Below are 19,339 nucleotides of genomic sequence, written 5' to 3'. Positions count from 1 at the left end.
CCCTAGATTGCGGCCTATCACGCTTTTAAAGCGTAAGTCGTAACTTAGAATGTACTAATGAAGATACCTTTAGTCGGCTCCAGCTTAGCCCTAATTATTGCTATGATCCTTTCAGCTTGCTCTGCCGCTAAATTAGAGGCAAGACTTGAAGCGAATCCCCATTGCAAGGATGTTATAAATCCAAAGACAGGTGCTCTAATGCCGTGCCCTGGATCGGACAATGCCTTTTATAGGGCGGCAGGTATAGTTCCAGCTGCGCCATCTACTGCTGTAAATAATTCATCTAATAAGCCGCCATTACCCGTTGATTCCAGTGCACCTGCCACCGCATCTAAGCTAGCCCCATCAGCAACGGATTGCAAACCCCGGATTCATAAAAAAACGGGCGGTGCTTTGCCTTGTCCTTCGCCTGACTGATTTGAAATAGGTATGATGTTTCTTATTGCCAGTCACCATTTACTTAATACCCGGGAACTACTATGAAAAAACTGAATTTAGCGTTGGCCTCTTTGGTCGCAGCAATTGCTTTGGTAGCTTGCAGCAATGCACCCAAATTAGCTACAGAGTCAATGCCAAGATCCGGTTTCTTGCCTGACTACAATTTATTAGTGCCGATGGCGACAAGTGAAAAAGATACTCGCATATGGAGATATCGCGTTTCTGGTGCTAACCCAGGCGTCTATACAGCAGTGATTTTGGACCCCATTTATTTGAACCAAAACGCCACTAAGGACGTAAGCCTCGAAGTTATCAACAAAGCAAAAGCAGCTTTACAAGACTCTATGGTTGAAGCAGTCAATGCACGCGGTAATATTCGTATCGTGACTAAACCTGGCCCTGGTGTTGCTCGTATCTCCGTTGGTATTACGGGGGCGGAAAGTTCGGCAGATAGTTTGCAACCTTGGAATCTCACGCCGATTGGTTTGGCCATGAATGCAGCAGCTTATGCTGGCGGCGTCAATTCTAAAACGCCAGCACTATTAGTCGAGAGCAAGATTACTGATAGTCAAACAAAGCAATTATTGGGTGAGGGCTTAATCACCGTCCAAGGTGAATCATTCCGTACAAGCTCTGGATCAGTGGATTCATTTATTGCGATGGCAAAAAAGGTGGTTCGTTCAGCGCTTGAGACATCAGCCAATCCAACCCCAACGGGTCAGTAAGGCGATCCGATGATGAGGCTTTTTAAGACATCTATTTTTATTGGCTTTTGTTCATTGATAACATTATCTTCATTGGCCGTGGCGGATGAAGCATCTCGCAATAAGGAAATTGCGGCACGCTTTGCAAAGTGCGATACCAATAAAGATGGGAAGTTAACTCCCGAAGAGGCTAAAGGTTGCATGCCTCGCGTTTATAGTCATTTCAGTTACATTGATTCGTCAAAAAAGGGTTACGTAACGGTCGCTGAAATTCAAGCAATGGCTGATAGGTAAGTCGATAGTGATAAGAGCCTCTTTGAAGGCTCTTTTTTATTAGGTGAATGATGTCTATTTCTTTTCCGGGGTTTACTGAAAATATAGTAACCGTTCAGTCTGATGATGGGCCAATTGAAATTGCTTATTTAATTGGTGGGAGTGGCCCGCCATTATTGCTTCTGCATGGTTTCCCGCAAACTAAAGCAATCTGGAGTCAGGTCGCTCCCGAATTAGCAAAAAACTTTACAGTGATTGCTGCGGATCTTAGGGGGTACGGTGCCTCATCTAAGCCCCATGGAAAAGCTGATCACTCTACTTATTCAAAAAGATCTATGGCAGCTGATCAGCATGCCTTAATGAAGTCGCTAGGATTCAATCAATTTTTCTTGCTTGGTCACGATAGGGGTGGACGTGTTTCTCATCGATTGGCAATGGATTACCCAGAAAGCGTGCTTCGTCTAATGGTTTTAGATATTTCCCCTACGCTGGCAATGTATGAGAAAACCACTATGGCATTTGCCAAGGGGTACTGGCACTGGTTTTTCTTAATACAGCCGGAGCCAATTCCTGAAGCTATGATCAGGGCAAATCCAGAATTTTGGTTAAAAAATCATATGGGTCGCCATGCTGGAACGGGTATCTTTTCTGTAGATCACTGGGCTGAATATTTAGCTGGTGCAAGCAATTCAGAGAGCATGCATGCTATGTGTGAAGACTATCGAGCAGCAGCTTCAATTGACCTTGTGCACGATCGTGCAGATCGAGCTGCAGGTAGTCAATTAACAATACCGATAAGGGTTCTTTGGGGGGAGTACGGATTGGTCAATCAGTGCTTTAAGCCGTTGGATGATTGGATGCAAGTAGCATCTGACGTAACTGGAAAAGCGGTCCCCAGTGGCCACTACATTCCTGAGGAGGTCCCAGACCAGCTGCTGGCTGAAACCAGGAAATTCTTTGCTTAATGCACTAGAAGCACTACTACAAAAAACCCTAAGTAAATCAACTATTTAGGGTTTTTTTAATCACTCTGGGTGAAAATTATTACTAGCCATGAAGCTGATAGTGCGTTCAAAGCCTAGGATGCGGATATAACGCCAAGCAATATCGCGGTATTTGCTATCCAAATAGCCTATAGCGACTTCAGGCGTCCTTTTGGACAAGTCTATCTGCTGAATTGCGCGGGCCCAACGTTTGAGTCTTGTTGACATATTTGTCACCTCCATGACCATACAACGCATTGAAAAGGCGGCGAGATGACAGGAATTACAAAATATTTAACAGAAAAGAGGTAATTTCTTTAAATGGACACCACTTTGTGTGGATTGAGGATATTTTGAGGGTCTAAAGCGGTTTTAAGGGCCCTCATCAGCTCGTGGGCAACTTCTCCCTTATGTGCCCTTAGACCGTCCAATTTAAGCTGACCAACCCCGTGCTCAGCAGAAATAGAGCCCTTACAGCGCTCTACTTGGCCATAAACCAGTTCGTGTATCTGTCTTTCGTTCGTTTCATTGAAGATTTTAGGATCTACTCCCAAAGGCGGGGCGATGTTGTAGTGAAGATTGCCATCGCCTAAATGTCCAAAATTAATGATTCTGACACCAGGAAACTTGTCCCGCATTAAGGCGTCCGTCTGCTGAATAAAACTATCCAATGAGGAAAGAGGGATGGTGATGTCATGCTTCAAATTAGCACCTTCCTCAGCTTGCGCTAATGTAATGTGTTCGCGCATGTGCCAAAAGGTGTTTGCTTGAGTTAGATTGCTGGCAATGACAGCATTGCTGATGAGCTTCACCTCAAATGCTTCTTCCAAAATAGTTTCAAGGAGTTGTCTTACATGCTCCTCACTTTCGTGATCTGATAATTCAATCAAGACGGTAAACGGCGAATTACCTTGAAGTGGATTTGCCATGTGCGGAAAATGTTTTTCATTTAAATCTAACGATTCACGGGTCATCATCTCAAAGCCTGTCAGCAAAGAGCTTGCCCTTTTTTGGAATAGGTTTAGCAGCGTAATAGTGGAGGCAATATTTTCGCATGCAACCAACGTTGTCCACTGAGAAACGGGCAGGGGATACAACTTCATTACGGCGGCCGTAATGATGCCTAAAGTGCCTTCGGAGCCAATGAATAAGTCACGCAAGTCATAGCCAGTGTTATCTTTACGTAGGCCTTTAATGCCATTCCAAATTTCACCCTTAGCTGTTACCACTTCAAGCCCTAGGCAGAGGTCTCGTGCATTGCCATATCGCAGCACATTAGTGCCACCTGCATTAGTTGCTAAGTTGCCACCAATCATGCAACTCCCCTCGGCACCAAGACTGAGTGGAAATAAAAAACCATGTTCAAGAGCTTTTTCTTGGAGCGCCCGCAAGATACATCCTGCTTCAATCGTGATTGTTTGGTTGGCAATATCAATCTCACGGATTTGATTCATCCGTTTAAGATTAAGGACGACTTGCTTCCCGCTATTGTCAGGAGTGGCGCCGCCACAGAAGCCGGTGTTACCGCCTTGTGGGACAAGTGCAACTTGGTTCTGTGCGCATAATTTGACGATAGCTGCAACTTCATCGCTAGTGCTTGGCAACAGAACTGCTAAAGCCTTGCCTATATAGCGCTTGCGCCAATCGGTGAGATAAGGCGCCTTATCTTCATCCTGAGTCAGGATGTATCTTTGTTCAAGAATCTTAGATAGGTGTTCGATGAAGGCTTGCATTTTTATTCTGCATTACGCTTTTTCAGTGCTTTAGCCTCTTTTTTGATTGGCTTTAGATACATCAATAAGCAAACAAAGCCAGTTGTAGCAAGAGCGGTTTCAAGAACAGCAAGCCAAAAGTTAGCGCCTGTTTCTAAAATACGAACTAAGCCTTCGGTGACATAGAGCAAGATCAACATCGAGGCCCATTGCATCGTATAAACCTTGCCGTTCCAAAGGCCTGGAATAGCAAACAACAAGGGGATGCCCTTCAGAATCAACCAAGAGCCGCCAGGTCTCAAGGGAGAGATAAACCACTCCCAACTCACACAAAGAATAAATAGGTCAACAAAGGCAGCAGTGGCTATCAGTTGATAGGGGTTTTTATCGAGAATCTTTTGGATCATGATGCGCTTTGCATGCCTTACTTTTTATTGAGATGGAGCATTAATGCGGTTTCAGCCAATCGCTTACCTTGTGCTTTAGCGAGACGCTGTTCTTCAGAGCTAATGGGTGCTCGACCGTCGGCATGGGCAAGGTGAGTAACACCATATGGACTGCCACCCGTACTTGAAGACATGAGATCAGGCTCGCTATATGGAATACCCATCAACATCATGCCGTGATGCAGAAGCGGAATCATCATCGTTAAAAGAGTACTTTCTTGTCCGCCGTGCATGCTACCAGTACTTGTAAATACACAGGCTGGTTTACCAATTAAGGCGCCGTTCATCCATTCGGATGAGCTGCCATCCCAAAAGTATTTCATGGGTGCTGCCATGTTGCCAAAACGGGTAGGTGAGCCTAAGGCAAGGCCTATACATTCCTGCAAATCTGAATATTCCGCGTAAGGAGCGCCATCTTGGGGCACGGCCGCATCCGTTGCTTCGCAAACAGTGGAGACAGGGGGTACGGTTCTTAGCCGGGCATTTACGCCTGGAACGCTTTCAATGCCCTCAGCAATTAGGCGCGCCAAGTCCTTGGTTGCACCATAACGGGAGTAGTACAAAACTAAAATATCGGGTTGGCTCATATTGATCTCTTATGATACGGCGATGCGCTTCATTCGTAACCCCCAATTATGGCTCTCTCTTGGAAAAGAGATCTGGGAGCGCAATCGCGGTCAAAATTTAAAGCAAATTGCCGCAAGCCTAGCCTTTACCACCACATTATCAATGGTTCCCATGGTGACCATAGCGACCATGCTTATTGGCTATTTGCCAAGCGTTATTCAAATAAAGAATGCTTTTAAATCCTGGCTTCTGGATACCTATATGCCAGGTGGTATCAATCAACAAGTTTTTGTGTACTTGGATCAATTCTCATCTCAGGCAAAAGGCTTAACTTTTGTCGGTTTAGCGGGCCTCATCATTACAACAATTATGACCCTAGCTGTGATAGAAAGTGCCTTTAATCAAATTTTTAAAGTCACTACTAGTCGACCTCTTCATAAAAAAATTGCGATCTATAGTGCAGCAACAATTCTGGGCCCAATACTGTTGGGCTTTGGCATCTACCTCAGCGGCGTCTTGTTTAGCGCATCAGAAGGTTGGATCAGTGCAATTTCTTTTGGCTTTCAATTAGTTGCAACCATAGCACCCATCTTCCTGGCCGTTCTAGTTTATGCAGTGGTCTACAAAGTCCTCCCATATGCCAAAATTTTATGGCGGGATGCCTTCACCGGCGCTTTTGTAGCAGCGTTGGCTTTTGAGTTAATGAAATTTGGCTTTGCTATCTTCTTAAGTCATACCGCCTTCTATAAGACGGTATATGGGGCTTTTGCCATTTTCCCTTTGGGGCTGATGTGGATTTATATGACCTGGTGGATTACCTTGACTGGAGCGGTGCTCGTGGCTAATTTGCCAGAGATCCGCAGCGGCGTCATTAGGGTTATTCGTTACTAAAAGCAATTACTTAACCCTTGATTCAGAGTGGTCTTGAGTCTATATTGAGCCTATAACAGCATCGTTTTTTTGGAGATCAAATGAAAGTTCGTGACATATTGCGCGTTAAGGGAAGCACCCTTTTTACGGTAGCTCCAGATACAGCCCTGCAAACTGCGGTTCTGGTCATGAGTGAACACGATATTGGTTCCTTAGTGGTAATGGAATACGACAAGCTGGTTGGAATTCTGACTTTCCGTGAAGTTATTGCTGCCTTGGCAAAACATCATGGCAAGCTTGAGGGATTACAAGTGAGCTCGGTAATGAATCAGAAGCCTTTGACCTGCAATATGGAAACCGAAATAGATGAAGTGCGTCGCATGATGTTGGTAGACCACGCTCGGTATCTGCCGGTAGTGGATCAAAAGATGTTGATGGGCGTGATTTCTTTCTATGACGTTGCAAAATCCGTAGTGGAAGCCCAGGATTTTGAAAACACCATGCTCAAGGCTTATATCCGCGACTGGCCTGAAGATACTGAAAAAGCTGCTCCCTAGGCTATTCTGACCATGATTTTCTGACAAATGACATAATGTCGGTATGTCAGGAAATACTTTAGGCCTCCTTTTTACTGTCACTACTTTTGGTGAATCCCACGGTCCGGCTATCGGAGCTGTTGTTGATGGCTGTCCTCCAGGTTTGCAGCTATCTGAAGCGGATATTCAGTTGGATTTGGATCGTCGCAAACCGGGCACCTCAAGACACGTTACTCAGCGCAAAGAAGAAGATAGGGTGGAGATTCTTTCTGGAGTATTTGAGGGCAAAACTACAGGCACTCCCATTGCTTTGTTAATACGTAACACCGATCAACGTAGCCAAGACTACGGCGATATTTTGCAAACCTTTAGGCCAGGTCATGCAGATTACGCATATCAATCTAAGTACGGAATTCGTGACCCCCGCGGTGGCGGCAGATCTTCAGCACGCTTGACAGCCCCAGTTGTGGCTGCGGCTGCAATTGCCAAAAAATGGCTGCATGAAAAATATGGCACCGTGTTCTATGGTTATATGAGTCAACTGGGAGAGCTTGAAATCCCATTTAAAGACGCTGCAGAGATCGAAAAGAATCCGTTTTTTGCCGCAAATGCCGAAATGATTCCTCAGCTTGAAACTTACATGGATGCATTACGCAAAGCAGGGGACTCTTGCGGGGCTCGCATTGAAGTTCGCGCACGTAATGTTCCCGTAGGTTTAGGTGAGCCTTTATTTGATAAGTTGGATGCGGATATTGCGCATGCCATGATGGGAATTAATGCGGTGAAAGGTGTAGAAATCGGCGCCGGCTTTAAATGTGTTGCTCAACGTGGTAGCGAGCATGGTGATGAGCTGCATCCAGATGGTTTTGCATCGAATAATTCCGGCGGCACTCTTGGTGGCATTAGCACAGGTCAAGATTTGCGTGTTTCTATCGCAATTAAACCTACCTCAAGCATCATGAGTCCAAAGCAATCTGTGGATTTAAATGGAAATCCGATTACGGTTCAAACTAAGGGGCGTCATGATCCCTGTGTTGGTATTCGTGCAACCCCCATTGCTGAAGCAATGTTGGCTCTCGTATTAATGGATCACTCCTTGCGTCATCGCGCTCAGTGCGCCGATGTTCCCGCATCTGCAGCATCCATTCCAGCATCGCAGCCCGGATCTTTTCGCGATTGATTTGGCTTTTTAAATGACGCCATCACTTCGCTGGGCCTTCGGGTCCTTTTTCTTTTTATATTTCGCCTATGTTGGTCTGGTATCGCCTTATGCGAGCCTCTTCTTTTTTGATCGTGGATTTAGTGTCATCGAGATTGCGGCATTAATGTCCATGCTACAGATCACCAGAATCGTCGGCCCATTTTCTTGGGGTTGGTTATCAGACTATCTATCAAATCGTATTGGCATTATTCGTTTTTGCGCTTGTTTAGCTGCTCTCGTTTTTCTTTGCATCTATTTTTTAGATGGCTACATTGGCTTTTTCATATGGATGTTTGTTCTGCACACCATCTTAAGCAGCCTCATGCCTCTTGGCGAATCCGCTACCATCCATGCTTTATACAAAGACAATTCATTCGATAAGCGCTACGGAAGGCTACGTCTTTGGGGCTCTATCGGCTTTATCGTTATGGTACTTGCTGCAGGAGAGTTATTTCAGCGCAAGTCGATTGAGCTATACCCCATTGTGGGCACCATTGTTCTGTTTGCCTTAGCCATCATTACTTTTTGCCTGCACGAGCCAAAAATGGAGCGCCGCAAGATGGTGAAGGGAGAGCTATTAGTAGTGCTATTTAATCCTGATGTTCGCTGGTTTTTGCTGTCTGGGTTCTTTATGATTTTTGCCCATGCTGCTTTATATGTTTTTTACTCTCTCTATCTTGCTGATCTGGGTTACAACAAACTACAAATAGGTCTTTTTTGGGCGCTCGGGGTTGCTGCTGAAGTTCTCTTCTTTTACTTCCAAAGTAAAGTACTTAGCAGATTAGATGCAGAGGTCATTTTGCAAGCTGCATTTGGGATAGGTGTTATTAGATTTGTCTTGATTGCATTTCTACCCGTTACATCTGTCCTGATTGCGGCGCAAATCATGCATGCCGGCACATTTGCTGCACACCATAGCGCTGCTACCAAATTATTGCAACGCTGGTTTACAGGCCCTCTACAGGCAAGAGGTCAAGCTTTGATGGCCACAATCTCCTATGGCTTGGGAGGCACTTTAGGTGGGTTGTGTGCTGGCTGGATTTGGGAGACTTCTCAGCCCAGAGATGTATTTGTCATGTCCGCATTTGCATGTGGACTGGCGGGCATGGCGATCCAGAAACTCAGGCCGCGACGTTATCCCGCCAGATAAAACCTTAAGACTACTTTATTGAATCTTTGCTTTAGTACGCAGTTTTTGCATCAACTCCGCGAACTTAGCCTTCTGCCAGTTCTTATCTGACATGATCATTTGCTTTAATTGATCCTTTAATTCATCCATACTTGGTGCTTTTACATCACGTGAATCAATCATCTTAATAACGTGCCATCCAAATTGAGATTTAACGGGCTTATCTGTAATTTGGCCATTCTTTAGCTGAACCATTGCTTTAGAAAATTCTGGAACCAAGGCTTTATCGCTTACCCAGCCTAGATCACCACCATTCTTGGCAGAGCCGGGATCTAATGACTTTGCCTTGGCGATATCTTCAAAATTTGCGCCAGCTTTTAGTTGCGCAATGATTGCTTTTGCATCTGATTCTTTTTCAACAAGGATGTGCTCAACGTGATATTCCTTGCCAGTGTATTGCGCCTTGACTGAATCGTAAGCAGCTTTCAGCTCGGTATCGGCCACACCTTCTTTTTCGATAAAGTCTTCAAATACTGCGGATACCAATACGCCCATGCGCGCCTGCTCAAGCTGTTCACGAACGATTTCTTTTTGAAGGACGCCACGTTTATCCGCTTCTTGCAAAATAAGTTCACGAGTTACAAGCATCTCACGTGCTTGGTCGCGTACTTGAGGATTATCTGGTTGGCCTGAGCGTTGAACCAGCTTATCAAGCTGCGCTTTTGGGATCGATTTGCCATTCACGATGACTGCATTTTGTGCACTAGCATTACCTGCAAGAAAGAGTGCTCCGAGAAGGCTGATTGAGAATAATTGACGTTTATTGAACATGGTATTTAAGGAATTGAATGAAGAATGGAGCTATTTTAAGGTAGGCTCAGTCAAGAACCTCATCAGGAGCCAAGGCGGAAATGGTTAAAGCATGAATTTCCTTGGGAATGTGTTGATTTAGAGCGGCATAAATAGCCCTGTGCCGAGCCACTAGGTTTAAACCCTTAAACTCCGGGGCGACAATTTCCAGCTTAAAGTGTCCACCACCGCTTGCAGCACCAGCATGTCCAGCATGAAGGTGGCTTTCATCCTCAATCTTGAGAGACTGAACTTGAAAGGCTCTGCGAAGATCATCGTCAAAGACTGCAATACGTTGTTGATTGATATTCATTCGTTAGGTTGCACTATATGTTTAGCAAGCCACAGGCCCTGAAGGATAACAAAAACCACTAACAAGCCAGTACTACCAAACAATTTAAAGTTAACCCAGGTTTCCTCAGAATACTCAAAGGCAATATACAAATTAAGAGCGCCCATTGCAAAAAAGAAGGTAGCCCAGGCCATATTTAGACGATGCCAAACAGAATGGGCACTTTTTTCTTTCAGTGTTACCTGTTTGCCCATCAGCACCTGTATCCAATTCCTTTGAAAAAACTGTGCACTAATAAAAAGTGCTCCGGAAAATAGCCAGTAAAGAGCAGTGGGCTTAAGCTGAATAAAAGTCTTGTCGTGCAAAAAGATCGTTAAGCTGCCAAAGACGATGATCATCACCAGGCTGATCCATTGCATGGCATCAATTTTGCGATGGCGGTAATAGACCCAAAGAATCTGAACAATAGTCGCTACCATCGCAACAATAGTGGCCGTATAAATATCACCGAATTTAAAGGCCACAAAAAACAGAATTATGGGGAAGAGGTCGAATAAGAATTTCATTGGTCGATTATCCAGCTATTTAACTATTCACCTGACTTTACGGGTGTCGCGTTAGAGCTAGGCTCAAAGCTCAAGGAAGCTGAATTGATGCAATAACGCAACCCCGTAGGCATAGGCCCGTCTTCAAATACGTGACCTAAATGAGCATCGCAATGAGCGCAACGGACCTCAGTGCGAATCATTCCATGGGTCGTGTCGCGAATTTCTTTGATTGATGATGGAACTTCAGGGGCGTTATAGCTGGGCCAACCGCAACCAGCGTCAAATTTTGTTTCAGATAGAAAGAGGGGGGTGTCGCAGCAGATGCACTTATACCGGCCCTGATCCCAGTGATCCCAATACTTACCGGTAAATGGTCGTTCAGTTGCAGCTTCACGTGTAACGCGATACTCAATGTCGCTGAGCGCTTGTTTATATTCTTGATCTGTTTTTTTCATGTTGACTCCTGATATATCAGTTTTCTTATGCTCTAGGATGAACAGCTAACTTCAACTGATTGGGCATTTGGGGGTGGCGCTAATGAGTATGAGTGATACTCATCTTGCTCTTCATAAGGATGGCTCAAAATTTTTAGAAGCTTGATGACTTCAGAGAAATCTTTATTCTGAGCCATTTCAATTGCAGATTGTGCCAAGTGATTTCGCAATACATATTTAGGATTAATTCGATCCATTTCTTTCTGGCGCGCAATGTCAGAGCTTGATTCCAGCTGCAATCGCTCTGCGTAATCGACAAACCAGCGATCGATAGACTCTCTATCCAAAAACTCATCACGCAATGGATTTTTAGAAATAGCTGAATTGACCTGTAGCTTGCCAAGATTTCTAAAGAAACTCGTGAAGTCTACTTTTGAATCATGCATTGCCTGCAATAGTCTTTCGATGAGGGGGATATCTCCCTCTTGAACAGTGAAAAGGCCTAGCTTTTTCCTAAAGAGGGATTGCCATTTATGTGCGTACACCACTGGAAATTGCTCAAGAGCGCCGCGCAGTTGTTCTTGCGCTTTTTCTTTCCCTGAATCATTTGCTAGCAATGGAATCATCGCGCTGGCAAGGCAAGCCATATTCCAATGCATGATCTGAGGCTGGCGATGATAGGCATATCGTCCGCCTTGATCGCTATGGTTGCAAATATGATCGATTTGAAATTGATCCAAGAACCCAAATGGCCCGTAATCTATTGTTAAGCCAAGTACGCTGATGTTGTCACTATTGAGAACACCATGACAGAAGCCAACTGACTGCCATTGCGCCACAAGATTTGCATTACGAGAACAAATTTCTTTAAAAAGGCTTAAGTAAGGATTCTCTGTATTTTGAGACTCTGGGTAATGGTTCTGAATTAAGTAATCGGCAAATTCCTTCAGACGCCCCACATCATCCAATGAAGCGAAGTGTTCAAAATGACCAACCCTCATAAAGCTAGGCGCGAGCCTTGCGCAGACTGCGGCGGTTTCCAGGGTTTCCCTTCTAATCGGCAAGTCAGAACCAATAATCGATAATGCTCGAGTAGTGGGAATGCCTAATGCATGCATTGCTTCGCTGCAGAGAAACTCTCTAATGGAAGAACGTAGTACCGCTCTCCCATCCCCCATTCGTGAAAACCGAGTAATGCCAGCACCTTTCAGCTGTAATTCTTGCCCTGCTATATCACCCAATAAAATTGCACGTCCGTCCCCCAGTTGTCCAGCCCAAACGCCAAATTGATGGCCGCTATAGGCTGTTGCAATTGGGTTAGGAAACTGGTGGGTTCCTGTACTTAATTGATTTCCAGATAAAACTGCCAACCAAGTCGTATCAGTAGGTAGCTGGTTTTTATCCAGCTCAATACCGATTAACTTAGCAGAGGAAGGCGAAAATGCAACCCAATAGGGTTCGGGCAAGGGAGTGGGTTGGGTCGCTTGGCAAACATCATCGCCGCTGAAGGTAAAGGCCATGAGTCCTATTCTAGGGGGATTTACCAAAACACGTACATGGCTCTAAAATTATTCCATGAATAAACAAGTTCAAATAAATCCACAAACCCAACTAGCCAATTTAGGCGAGGAATTGAATGTCCCTTTTTTAAAGCTTCTTGGCGTACGTTGCTTAAGTGCAGAAATGGGTAAGGGGGAGATTTTGCTAGCTCTGAAACCTGAGCACAACAATACTTGGGAAGTGGCTCATGGCGGCGTCTTATTGACACTCATGGATGTTGCCATGGCAGTTGCAGCAAGATCGGGTGACCCCAGCGACAGAAGTGTCGTGACTATTGAAATGAAAAATAATTTTATGCAGGCCGCAACTGGAGTACTCAGGGTCAAGGCTGATACCGTCCGAAGGACTGCAACCATGGCTTTTTGCGAAGCAAAGCTATTTAATGATCAGGGTGAGATTTGCTGCATGTCGACCGGGACCTTTAAGTACCTGAAGCGCTTAGCTACTAAAAATGCTGACGGAATTCGTGTAGTGAATGACGATGGTCGCGTCGAATAATATTAGACAGATAAATTAGAGTCTGATGATGAACTAAGGGCACCTGTTACAACATCGTGGCCAACGGTTCCGGATACATCAAAGCGACGTTCAACCAATTCAAAATGCCCATCTTTACGAACCCTTAGAACCGTACTGGAACGTGTACCGTAGGCAGGGGTTTTAATAAAAGCAGAGGAGAGCGCCTTCTCCCATTCTTTGCTTACACCCGTATTCGGCAGCTCATGATCGCTTGCATGATGACTATCTGCGAGCAATTTTAGATATTGATCTGCATTTTTAAGTTGCCCTTGATCCATAGCCAAGGCTTGAGCAAAGGCAGCTACGCGGTGGTTTACTTTGGGCCAAGGGGTGTCCAACATCGCATTGGAGAGTCCATAGACGCCTGGCTCTAGGGGTTGTTGGGGAAATACCTTGCGGGGGCGAATACTTTGACCCAACATCATTCGATTGCTAACCCAATGCATTTCTCCATTAGCTGGATCACTAAGATCGGCCATCAGCAAATTAAAGCCGTTGTATTGTGTAAAGCGTTTTGAATGACTTTGAATAAATTGTGTTGGGCGATCTTTGCTGGTGAGATACATCAAAGATAGCTCGCCACGCGTTCTTGCATCTGGATTTTTTTCGCTCGGCGCTCTTACGTTAGTCAAGGCCGCAAATTTTCCAGTTTTAGTAAATCCTAACCATGTACCAGGACTTCCCAAAACATCAGCGCGATCTCTGCCGGCCAAAACATGTGGATGTTCTGACCACCAAGAGACTCCTTCGGTATCGCGCTCATAAAATTCATCGCGATTGGCTGCAACCACCAGAGAGTAGTCTGGATGGGAGTTCCATGCGAAAAGAATGAGGCACATAAAAGGCGTTAAATTTCAATTAAAGGGTATGGCAATGAATCTATTTGTAACACAGGTCCAGTAGGGTTACCCAAGTGAATCTCCCCATTTTCAAGAGCCTCGAGCTTGCACTCAATTTGAAGAGTAGTACGCGCTGGATCTGAGTGATCTTGGGAGGATAAAACAACCATTCCAGCTGGCTGATCCGAATCCTTGCTATGAAAAATTTCGGTGCCTGGCATGATGAGATTTTGATCTAACTCAGAACCAATTACATTGGCCAGTTGAAGTCTTCGCTTGATGGCGCCGCGATATTGACTGCGGGCTACTATTTCCTGACCTGGATAACATCCTTTTTTAAAATCCACGCCAGCAACGGATTCAAAATTAATCATCTGCGGCACAAATTGCTCTTGTGTTGCTGCAACAATTCGAGGAATGGCACTTAGCACCTCAAGCTCGTTCCAGATATTTAATGCTGTTACAGAGTTTTGAGTTTCGATAGGGGATTGATTTGGAAACGCTAACAAAAGGCGTGCAATTGATTGAGATCCAACTAATACATCGGGCATCCTTAAGGCAATAGACTGTTCGGAAGTTTGGTAGCTACTGATAGCTTGATCAGTTCCATAAAGTCCTGCTACTGACCAACTCGCAGAAAGATCTGTCACCTTCACTTTTGAACGCAACACATACATTGATAATCGTTTCGCTGTACTTGCCGCGATATCTTTTGAGATAAATAGGGCAAAGCGGTCTTCAGATTCATTAGTGGATGGGAATAAGCCAAGCCAAGCGCTCGCCAATAATCGACCTTTTGGGCTACAGTAGCCAACGAGACGAGCTCCTGAGAAACCATAAGCCTTGGATCCTGGCAGGGTGCGATTGAGCCCCAAAACAGAATTTGTTAATTGATTTTGCAAAAAGCCTGCAGCATCAGCACCCTCAATTTGAATACAACCCCAATCAGGAAGAATGGAGGGTAGAGATGAATGGTTATTAAGCCAATTTTGCTGATTTTGAGTGTTATTTGTCATGACCCTTTTATCATAGCCCGATGAGCAGAAAAATTCAGAAGAAGGTCTTTTTTTTAAAAAGGTGGCTTGCAGTAGCTGCGGCTCTCTTGTGCTTACTTTATGGCGTCATTTTTTTACTTCCAGTTGTACCAAATCAATCAAATGGTGCAGATGGCTTAGTCTATAAGGTCAAAATCAACCCAAATTCTGGCCTAACAAGCATTGCTGCCCAGTTCAGCACCCAAGGTTTGACTGCTAACCCCATTGCTTTACATATTGCTGCAAGAAGTTTATTTATTGGCTCAAAATTAAAGCCAGGGACATATTTATTCCCCAATGGTGCCAGTCTTGGAAAAGTACTTTTACAAATGGCTCGCGGAGATCGTGTCAGAGAAAGTATTGCCATCATTCCAGGCATGACTATCTGGCAGTTGAGGGCGTTGATGAATTCTCACCCATCAATCGTTCACAGAACCAAGGGAATTGGCAATAAAGAGTTGCTACAGCTTTTAAATCTCAACTATCCAAGTGATGAGGGATTATTTCTACCCGATACTTACGTTTTTGACCCGGATGAGCTTGACCTGAATATTTATCGGAGAGCGGCACAAGCAATGCAAAAGCAACTAGCCCAAATTTGGGACCAAAGAGCCGAGGGATTACCGCTTAAAACGTCTTATGATCTTTTGATACTGGCATCCATAGTTGAAAAGGAAACTGGGCGTCAGAGCGATAGAGCTATGGTGTCGACTGTTTTTATCAATCGCCTAAACAAAGGTATGCCACTCCAGACGGATCCGACGGTAATCTATGGAATAGGGCCTAAATTTGACGGAAATTTACGGAAAGCAGATTTGCGCAAAGACACTGCCTACAATACCTATATGCATAAAGGTTTACCGCCAACCCCTATAGCCATGCCAAGTAAAGAATCAATCATGGCAGCCGCACATCCAGCTAAAAGTAATGCTTTATTCTTTGTTGCTAAAGGCGATGGTAGTAGCCATTTTTCACAATCCCTAAAAGAGCATGAAGCAGCGGTAGATCAATATCAACGCAAAATTACATCTAAAACTAGCGCAAACTAATTTTTTATATGACATCAGCACACACAGGATTTTTTATCAGCTTTGAGGGAATTGATGGGGCAGGTAAAAGTACGCATGTCGATGCTTTTCGCAATCTGATGCAAGAACGCTATCCCAATAAAGAAGTGGTTATGACTCGTGAACCTGGGGGCACAGCCCTTGGTGAACAGCTTCGTAACTTGTTGCTTGATGCTCCCATGAATCTTGAAACGGAAGCATTGCTCATGTTTGCGGCACGTCGTGAGCACATTGCTCAAATTATCGAGCCAGCGCTCGCCGCCGGTAAGATAGTGATCTCGGATCGCTTTACTGATGCGAGCTTTGCCTACCAAGGCGGAGGTCGCGGTTTGAGCTTAACTAAATTGAATGATTTAGAGCGCTGGGTTCAGGGTAGGGTTGATGGCTCTCTTTTGCAGCCTAACTTAACCATCCTATTTGACTTGCCTGGTGAAATCGCTGAATCACGCCGCTCAAAAGTGAGGGCACCAGATAAATTCGAAAAGATGGACTTATCCTTTTTCGAAAGAGTTCGCCAAGAATACTTACGTCGGGCAAAGGAAGATCCCAAACGCTTTCATTTGGTAGACGCTACACAAACACCTGAAGCCATCTGGGATGGCTTAAAACAAATTCAGATTGTGGTTCAGTGAGACAAAAGACTCAAATAGCGCCTTGGCTTCAACCTCTTTGGGAGGGCTTGGACTTTGGACAGTTTCCCAATGCGATATTGCTACATGGTCAATCCGGTATTGGCAAATTCGCCTTTTCAATTGAGCTGGCCAAAGCATTGCTTTGTGAGACCACTAATGGATCTGCAAAGCCTTGCAATCAATGCGAAGCTTGCCATTGGTTCGACACCGGCAATCATCCCGATTTTATTTCCCTTGTGCCGGAGACTCACCGCAAGCTAATGCCTCATGCTGATTACGATAGTGATGAGTCCCCGAAAAAAGGGAAGGCCGTGCGCGACGATGAAAGCGAATCAAGTGAGAAAAAAGAAAAGAGGAATATCTCCATTGAGGAAACTCGAAGTGCAATAGAAAATCTGGCTATTGGCTCTCACCGTGGCGGGAATCGCGTGATCTTGATCTACCCATTAGAGATGCTACGGTCAGATTCTGCTAATACATTGCTGAAATCTTTAGAAGAGCCGCCAGCAAATACTATTTTCATATTACTGGCTGATCGAGTTGATCGTGTATTGCCGACGATTCGCTCTCGTTGTCGCCTCTTAACGGCTCCACGCCCCAATCGCGAGGAAGGTATTGCTTGGCTAAAGGCTCAAGCAAATGAAATTACGGGGTTAAAGGCTAGTGATGCTGATATTGAGAGCATCTATGACGAGCAGGGTGGGGCACCTTTTTCTGTTCTCAGCTCGCTAATTGCTAGGCACAATAAAGATGAAAAGGATGAGCTAACGATAGCCATTCAGGCATCGCGTTTTTTACTTCAATCGATGGCTCAAGGAGTCAGAATCAACTGGCTTGAAACGGCTGAGAAAACACATAAGGCTCAATACGGATTTCTTTTGGCAAGCATGCAGCGATGGGTCTCGGATTTACAAGCAGTGGCCCAAGGTGGACATCCACGTTATTACCCCAAACATTTATCTTCACTAGAAGGATTATCTAAATTAGCGAATATTCAAAAGTTGCATCAATTTTGGAAATCTCTAGTACAGGCTCGTCGACATGAAAATCACCCTCTTGCCACCAGAATTCAATTAGAGGGGCTACTTTCACAATATCAGCAGATATTTGGGCCATAAACAACTCGCAGGCAGACTAAAATACGAGTCATGTTCATAGACTCACATTGCCACCTCGATTTCCCAGAATTTCAAATGAGATTGCCCGAGGTTCTTGCTAATATGCAGGCGGCCAAGGTCAGTCATGCTTTATGCATTTCAGTAGATTTGCCAGATTTCCCCAATGTATTGAAATTAGCACAGGATCATCCAAATCTTTATGCCTCAGTAGGCGTTCACCCAGATTACGAAGATACGCCCGAACCAAGCCTTGAGTTTCTAGTTGATACCGCCCAAAAGCATTCCAAAATTGTCGCTATTGGTGAAACAGGTCTTGATTACTACCGTATGGGCGATCGTAGTTATGAATCCATGGAATGGCAGCGAGAGCGCTTCAGAACTCATATTAGGGCATCTATAGCCTCCAAGAAGCCCCTAATCATTCATACACGCTCAGCTTCTGAAGACACCATCAAAATCCTTAAAGAGGAGGGCGCTCAGAACATTGGCGGGGTTATGCACTGTTTTACGGAATCCTATGACGTGGCGAAGGCGGCTATGGAGATGGGGTTTTTCATCTCCTTCTCCGGAATTGTGACCTTTAAGAGCGCCAAGGAACTGCAAGAGACTTGCAAACAAGTACCTTTGGATCGAATGTTGATTGAGACAGATTCACCATACTTAGCCCCAATTCCATATCGCGGCAAGACCAATGAACCTGCCTGGGTATCTAAGGTAGGTGAATTTATTGCTGACTTGAAGGGGGTTTCTATTGAAGAATTAGCGCGCCAAACCTCTAGCAATTTTTATGAATGTTTTCAGATAGATAGAGAATTAAGATGAGATTTAAGTTTAAATTATTTGCTGCTTTTATGACCATTTCTGCAGCTATTTGTACATCATCTTTTGCCCAAACAGAGACGCAAATTCTAGACTTTACTAAGGCAGCTAAGTTTAACGATGTGGCAACAGTGAAAAGCCTGCTTGCTAAAGGTGTCAGCCCCAATACAACCGACTCTAAGGGCGACCCTATGCTAAATATAGCGATTAGAGACAAATCTGATGATGTGATTGCCCTGTTGCTGGCCAATAAAACTACTGACGTTGATCTCTCCAATAAGTTTGGTGAGACGCCCTTAATGATTGCTTCTATTGACGGCAATCTGCCCGTGGTAAAGGCCTTGGTTGAGCAAAGAAATGCACAGATAAACCATATTGGCTGGACGCCGTTGCATTACGCCTGCGCCAGAGGTCAATTAGATGTAGCCAAATATCTCATTGCCAAAGGAGCCACAATTGATGCATTAAGTGTTGGTGATAACACGCCATTGATGATGGCAGTTCAAGCCGGCAATGAAGATCTGATTAACCTGCTTTTGTCTAAGGGTGCAGATTTGAGATTAAAGAATTCTCAAGGCTTTACTGCAATTGATATAGCCGTCATCTACGAGAAGCCATGGATTGCAGAAGGCCTAAGTTCACGTTGGTTAAAGCTTTATAAGCAGCCTTATGTATACCCAAAGGCCCTTACACAGCCTAAGCCATAATACACATATCTGCGTATAATCATTATTATGTCAAATAAGATATTTTTGTAATATTCGCTACA

Annotated in this window: 25 protein-coding genes; 13 read left to right on the top strand and 12 right to left on the bottom strand. The window is 44.6% G+C overall.

Features of this window, described 5'->3' with window-relative positions:
- Window positions 1-227 precede the first annotated feature (227 nt).
- Window positions 228-362 (bottom strand): hypothetical protein, encoded by a 135-nt coding sequence (locus PKF022_RS05130; protein ID WP_281776072.1) that lies wholly within the window; start codon window positions 360-362, stop codon window positions 228-230.
- A 117-nt stretch (window positions 363-479) separates the two neighbouring features.
- On the opposite strand from PKF022_RS05130, the gene PKF022_RS05125 reads away from it, so the two are divergent.
- From PKF022_RS05125 to PKF022_RS05115, 3 genes are read left to right on the top strand one after another with little or no spacing between them, the layout of a single operon-like run.
- Window positions 480-1,163: a DUF3313 domain-containing protein gene (locus tag PKF022_RS05125; RefSeq protein ID WP_281776071.1), complete on the top strand. Its 684-nt coding sequence runs from the start codon at window positions 480-482 to the stop codon at window positions 1,161-1,163.
- A gap of 9 nt (window positions 1,164-1,172) precedes the next feature.
- Window positions 1,173-1,436 carry a hypothetical protein gene (locus PKF022_RS05120; RefSeq protein WP_216231848.1) on the top strand — a complete coding sequence of 88 codons (264 nt, stop codon included), beginning with the start codon at window positions 1,173-1,175 and terminating at the stop codon, window positions 1,434-1,436.
- A gap of 50 nt (window positions 1,437-1,486) precedes the next feature.
- Window positions 1,487-2,380: an alpha/beta hydrolase gene (locus tag PKF022_RS05115; RefSeq protein ID WP_281777474.1), complete on the top strand. Its 894-nt coding sequence runs from the start codon at window positions 1,487-1,489 to the stop codon at window positions 2,378-2,380.
- 60 nt (window positions 2,381-2,440) lie between these two features.
- On the opposite strand, the gene PKF022_RS05110 is transcribed toward PKF022_RS05115, so the two are convergent.
- The 4 genes from PKF022_RS05110 to wrbA all read right to left on the bottom strand — a co-directional run bounded on the left by PKF022_RS05110 (window position 2,441) and on the right by wrbA (window position 5,143).
- The gene (locus tag PKF022_RS05110) at window positions 2,441-2,626 is read right to left on the bottom strand and encodes a hypothetical protein (RefSeq protein ID WP_015420997.1); all 186 of its coding nucleotides are present in this window, start codon (window positions 2,624-2,626) and stop codon (window positions 2,441-2,443) included.
- 89 nt (window positions 2,627-2,715) lie between these two features.
- Window positions 2,716-4,131, bottom strand: a complete 1,416-nt coding sequence (locus tag PKF022_RS05105; RefSeq protein ID WP_281776070.1) for an FAD-binding oxidoreductase — start codon at window positions 4,129-4,131, stop codon at window positions 2,716-2,718.
- A gap of 2 nt (window positions 4,132-4,133) precedes the next feature.
- Window positions 4,134-4,517, bottom strand: coding sequence for a DUF2069 domain-containing protein (locus PKF022_RS05100; protein ID WP_281776069.1), 384 nt, complete (start codon window positions 4,515-4,517; stop codon window positions 4,134-4,136).
- Between the two features lie 17 nt (window positions 4,518-4,534).
- Window positions 4,535-5,143 (bottom strand): NAD(P)H:quinone oxidoreductase, encoded by a 609-nt coding sequence (gene wrbA / locus PKF022_RS05095; RefSeq protein WP_281776068.1) that lies wholly within the window; start codon window positions 5,141-5,143, stop codon window positions 4,535-4,537.
- Between the two features lie 22 nt (window positions 5,144-5,165).
- Between wrbA and PKF022_RS05090 the strand changes: the two genes are divergently transcribed.
- From PKF022_RS05090 to PKF022_RS05075, 4 genes are all read left to right on the top strand, one after another.
- Window positions 5,166-6,014 carry a YhjD/YihY/BrkB family envelope integrity protein gene (locus PKF022_RS05090; protein WP_281776067.1) on the top strand — a complete coding sequence of 283 codons (849 nt, stop codon included), beginning with the start codon at window positions 5,166-5,168 and terminating at the stop codon, window positions 6,012-6,014.
- A gap of 80 nt (window positions 6,015-6,094) precedes the next feature.
- Entirely contained in the window at window positions 6,095-6,550 is a 456-nt protein-coding gene (locus PKF022_RS05085; protein ID WP_216231843.1) for a CBS domain-containing protein, read from the top strand.
- A gap of 43 nt (window positions 6,551-6,593) precedes the next feature.
- Window positions 6,594-7,709: a chorismate synthase gene (aroC, locus tag PKF022_RS05080; protein ID WP_281776066.1), complete on the top strand. Its 1,116-nt coding sequence runs from the start codon at window positions 6,594-6,596 to the stop codon at window positions 7,707-7,709.
- Window positions 7,710-7,722: 13 nt separating this feature from the next.
- Entirely contained in the window at window positions 7,723-8,880 is a 1,158-nt protein-coding gene (locus PKF022_RS05075) for an MFS transporter (protein ID WP_281776065.1), read from the top strand.
- Between the two features lie 15 nt (window positions 8,881-8,895).
- Here PKF022_RS05075 and PKF022_RS05070 read toward each other — a convergent pair whose 3' ends face one another.
- The 5 genes from PKF022_RS05070 to PKF022_RS05050 are packed head-to-tail and all read right to left on the bottom strand — an operon-like array spanning window position 8,896 to window position 12,502.
- Window positions 8,896-9,690 carry a peptidylprolyl isomerase gene (locus PKF022_RS05070; RefSeq protein WP_281776064.1) on the bottom strand — a complete coding sequence of 265 codons (795 nt, stop codon included), beginning with the start codon at window positions 9,688-9,690 and terminating at the stop codon, window positions 8,896-8,898.
- 46 nt (window positions 9,691-9,736) lie between these two features.
- Window positions 9,737-10,021 carry a BolA family protein gene (locus tag PKF022_RS05065; RefSeq protein ID WP_281776063.1) on the bottom strand — a complete coding sequence of 95 codons (285 nt, stop codon included), beginning with the start codon at window positions 10,019-10,021 and terminating at the stop codon, window positions 9,737-9,739.
- Window positions 10,018-10,566 (bottom strand): septation protein A, encoded by a 549-nt coding sequence (locus PKF022_RS05060; RefSeq protein WP_281776062.1) that lies wholly within the window; start codon window positions 10,564-10,566, stop codon window positions 10,018-10,020. The genes PKF022_RS05065 and PKF022_RS05060 overlap by 4 nt, the downstream gene beginning before the upstream one ends.
- Before the next feature lie 23 nt (window positions 10,567-10,589).
- Window positions 10,590-11,003 (bottom strand): peptide-methionine (R)-S-oxide reductase MsrB, encoded by a 414-nt coding sequence (gene msrB, locus PKF022_RS05055; RefSeq protein WP_216231837.1) that lies wholly within the window; start codon window positions 11,001-11,003, stop codon window positions 10,590-10,592.
- Between the two features lie 32 nt (window positions 11,004-11,035).
- The gene (locus PKF022_RS05050) at window positions 11,036-12,502 is read right to left on the bottom strand and encodes a protein adenylyltransferase SelO (RefSeq protein WP_281776061.1); all 1,467 of its coding nucleotides are present in this window, start codon (window positions 12,500-12,502) and stop codon (window positions 11,036-11,038) included.
- A gap of 55 nt (window positions 12,503-12,557) precedes the next feature.
- On the opposite strand from PKF022_RS05050, the gene PKF022_RS05045 reads away from it, so the two are divergent.
- Entirely contained in the window at window positions 12,558-13,040 is a 483-nt protein-coding gene (locus tag PKF022_RS05045) for a PaaI family thioesterase (RefSeq protein ID WP_216231835.1), read from the top strand.
- 2 nt (window positions 13,041-13,042) lie between these two features.
- Here the strand turns inward: PKF022_RS05045 and PKF022_RS05040 are convergent, their stop codons facing one another.
- Window positions 13,043-13,900, bottom strand: a complete 858-nt coding sequence (locus tag PKF022_RS05040) for an NRDE family protein (protein WP_281776060.1) — start codon at window positions 13,898-13,900, stop codon at window positions 13,043-13,045.
- Window positions 13,901-13,908: 8 nt separating this feature from the next.
- Window positions 13,909-14,916: a folate-binding protein gene (locus PKF022_RS05035; protein WP_281776059.1), complete on the bottom strand. Its 1,008-nt coding sequence runs from the start codon at window positions 14,914-14,916 to the stop codon at window positions 13,909-13,911.
- Window positions 14,917-14,936: 20 nt separating this feature from the next.
- On the opposite strand from PKF022_RS05035, the gene mltG reads away from it, so the two are divergent.
- From mltG to PKF022_RS05010, 5 genes are read left to right on the top strand one after another with little or no spacing between them, the layout of a single operon-like run.
- Window positions 14,937-15,983 (top strand): endolytic transglycosylase MltG, encoded by a 1,047-nt coding sequence (gene mltG, locus PKF022_RS05030; protein WP_281776058.1) that lies wholly within the window; start codon window positions 14,937-14,939, stop codon window positions 15,981-15,983.
- Window positions 15,984-15,991: 8 nt separating this feature from the next.
- A complete protein-coding gene (tmk, locus tag PKF022_RS05025; protein ID WP_281776057.1) occupies window positions 15,992-16,633 on the top strand; it encodes a dTMP kinase in 642 nt (213 codons plus the stop codon).
- Complete coding sequence (locus PKF022_RS05020; RefSeq protein ID WP_281776056.1) at window positions 16,630-17,751, top strand: DNA polymerase III subunit delta'; 1,122 nt, start codon at window positions 16,630-16,632, stop codon at window positions 17,749-17,751. The genes tmk and PKF022_RS05020 overlap by 4 nt, the downstream gene beginning before the upstream one ends.
- A 30-nt stretch (window positions 17,752-17,781) precedes the next feature.
- Complete coding sequence (locus tag PKF022_RS05015; protein WP_281776055.1) at window positions 17,782-18,573, top strand: TatD family hydrolase; 792 nt, start codon at window positions 17,782-17,784, stop codon at window positions 18,571-18,573.
- Window positions 18,570-19,277, top strand: coding sequence for an ankyrin repeat domain-containing protein (locus tag PKF022_RS05010; RefSeq protein WP_281776054.1), 708 nt, complete (start codon window positions 18,570-18,572; stop codon window positions 19,275-19,277). The genes PKF022_RS05015 and PKF022_RS05010 overlap by 4 nt, the downstream gene beginning before the upstream one ends.
- Window positions 19,278-19,339: the final 62 nt, after the last annotated feature.

Origin of the sequence: Polynucleobacter sp. KF022 (assembly GCF_027924105.1) — a bacterium.
Taxonomy (GTDB): Bacteria; Pseudomonadota; Gammaproteobacteria; order Burkholderiales; family Burkholderiaceae; genus Polynucleobacter.
The sequence above is the reverse complement of the archived record's forward strand: the minus strand, read 5'-3'. Positions and strand labels throughout refer to the sequence as shown.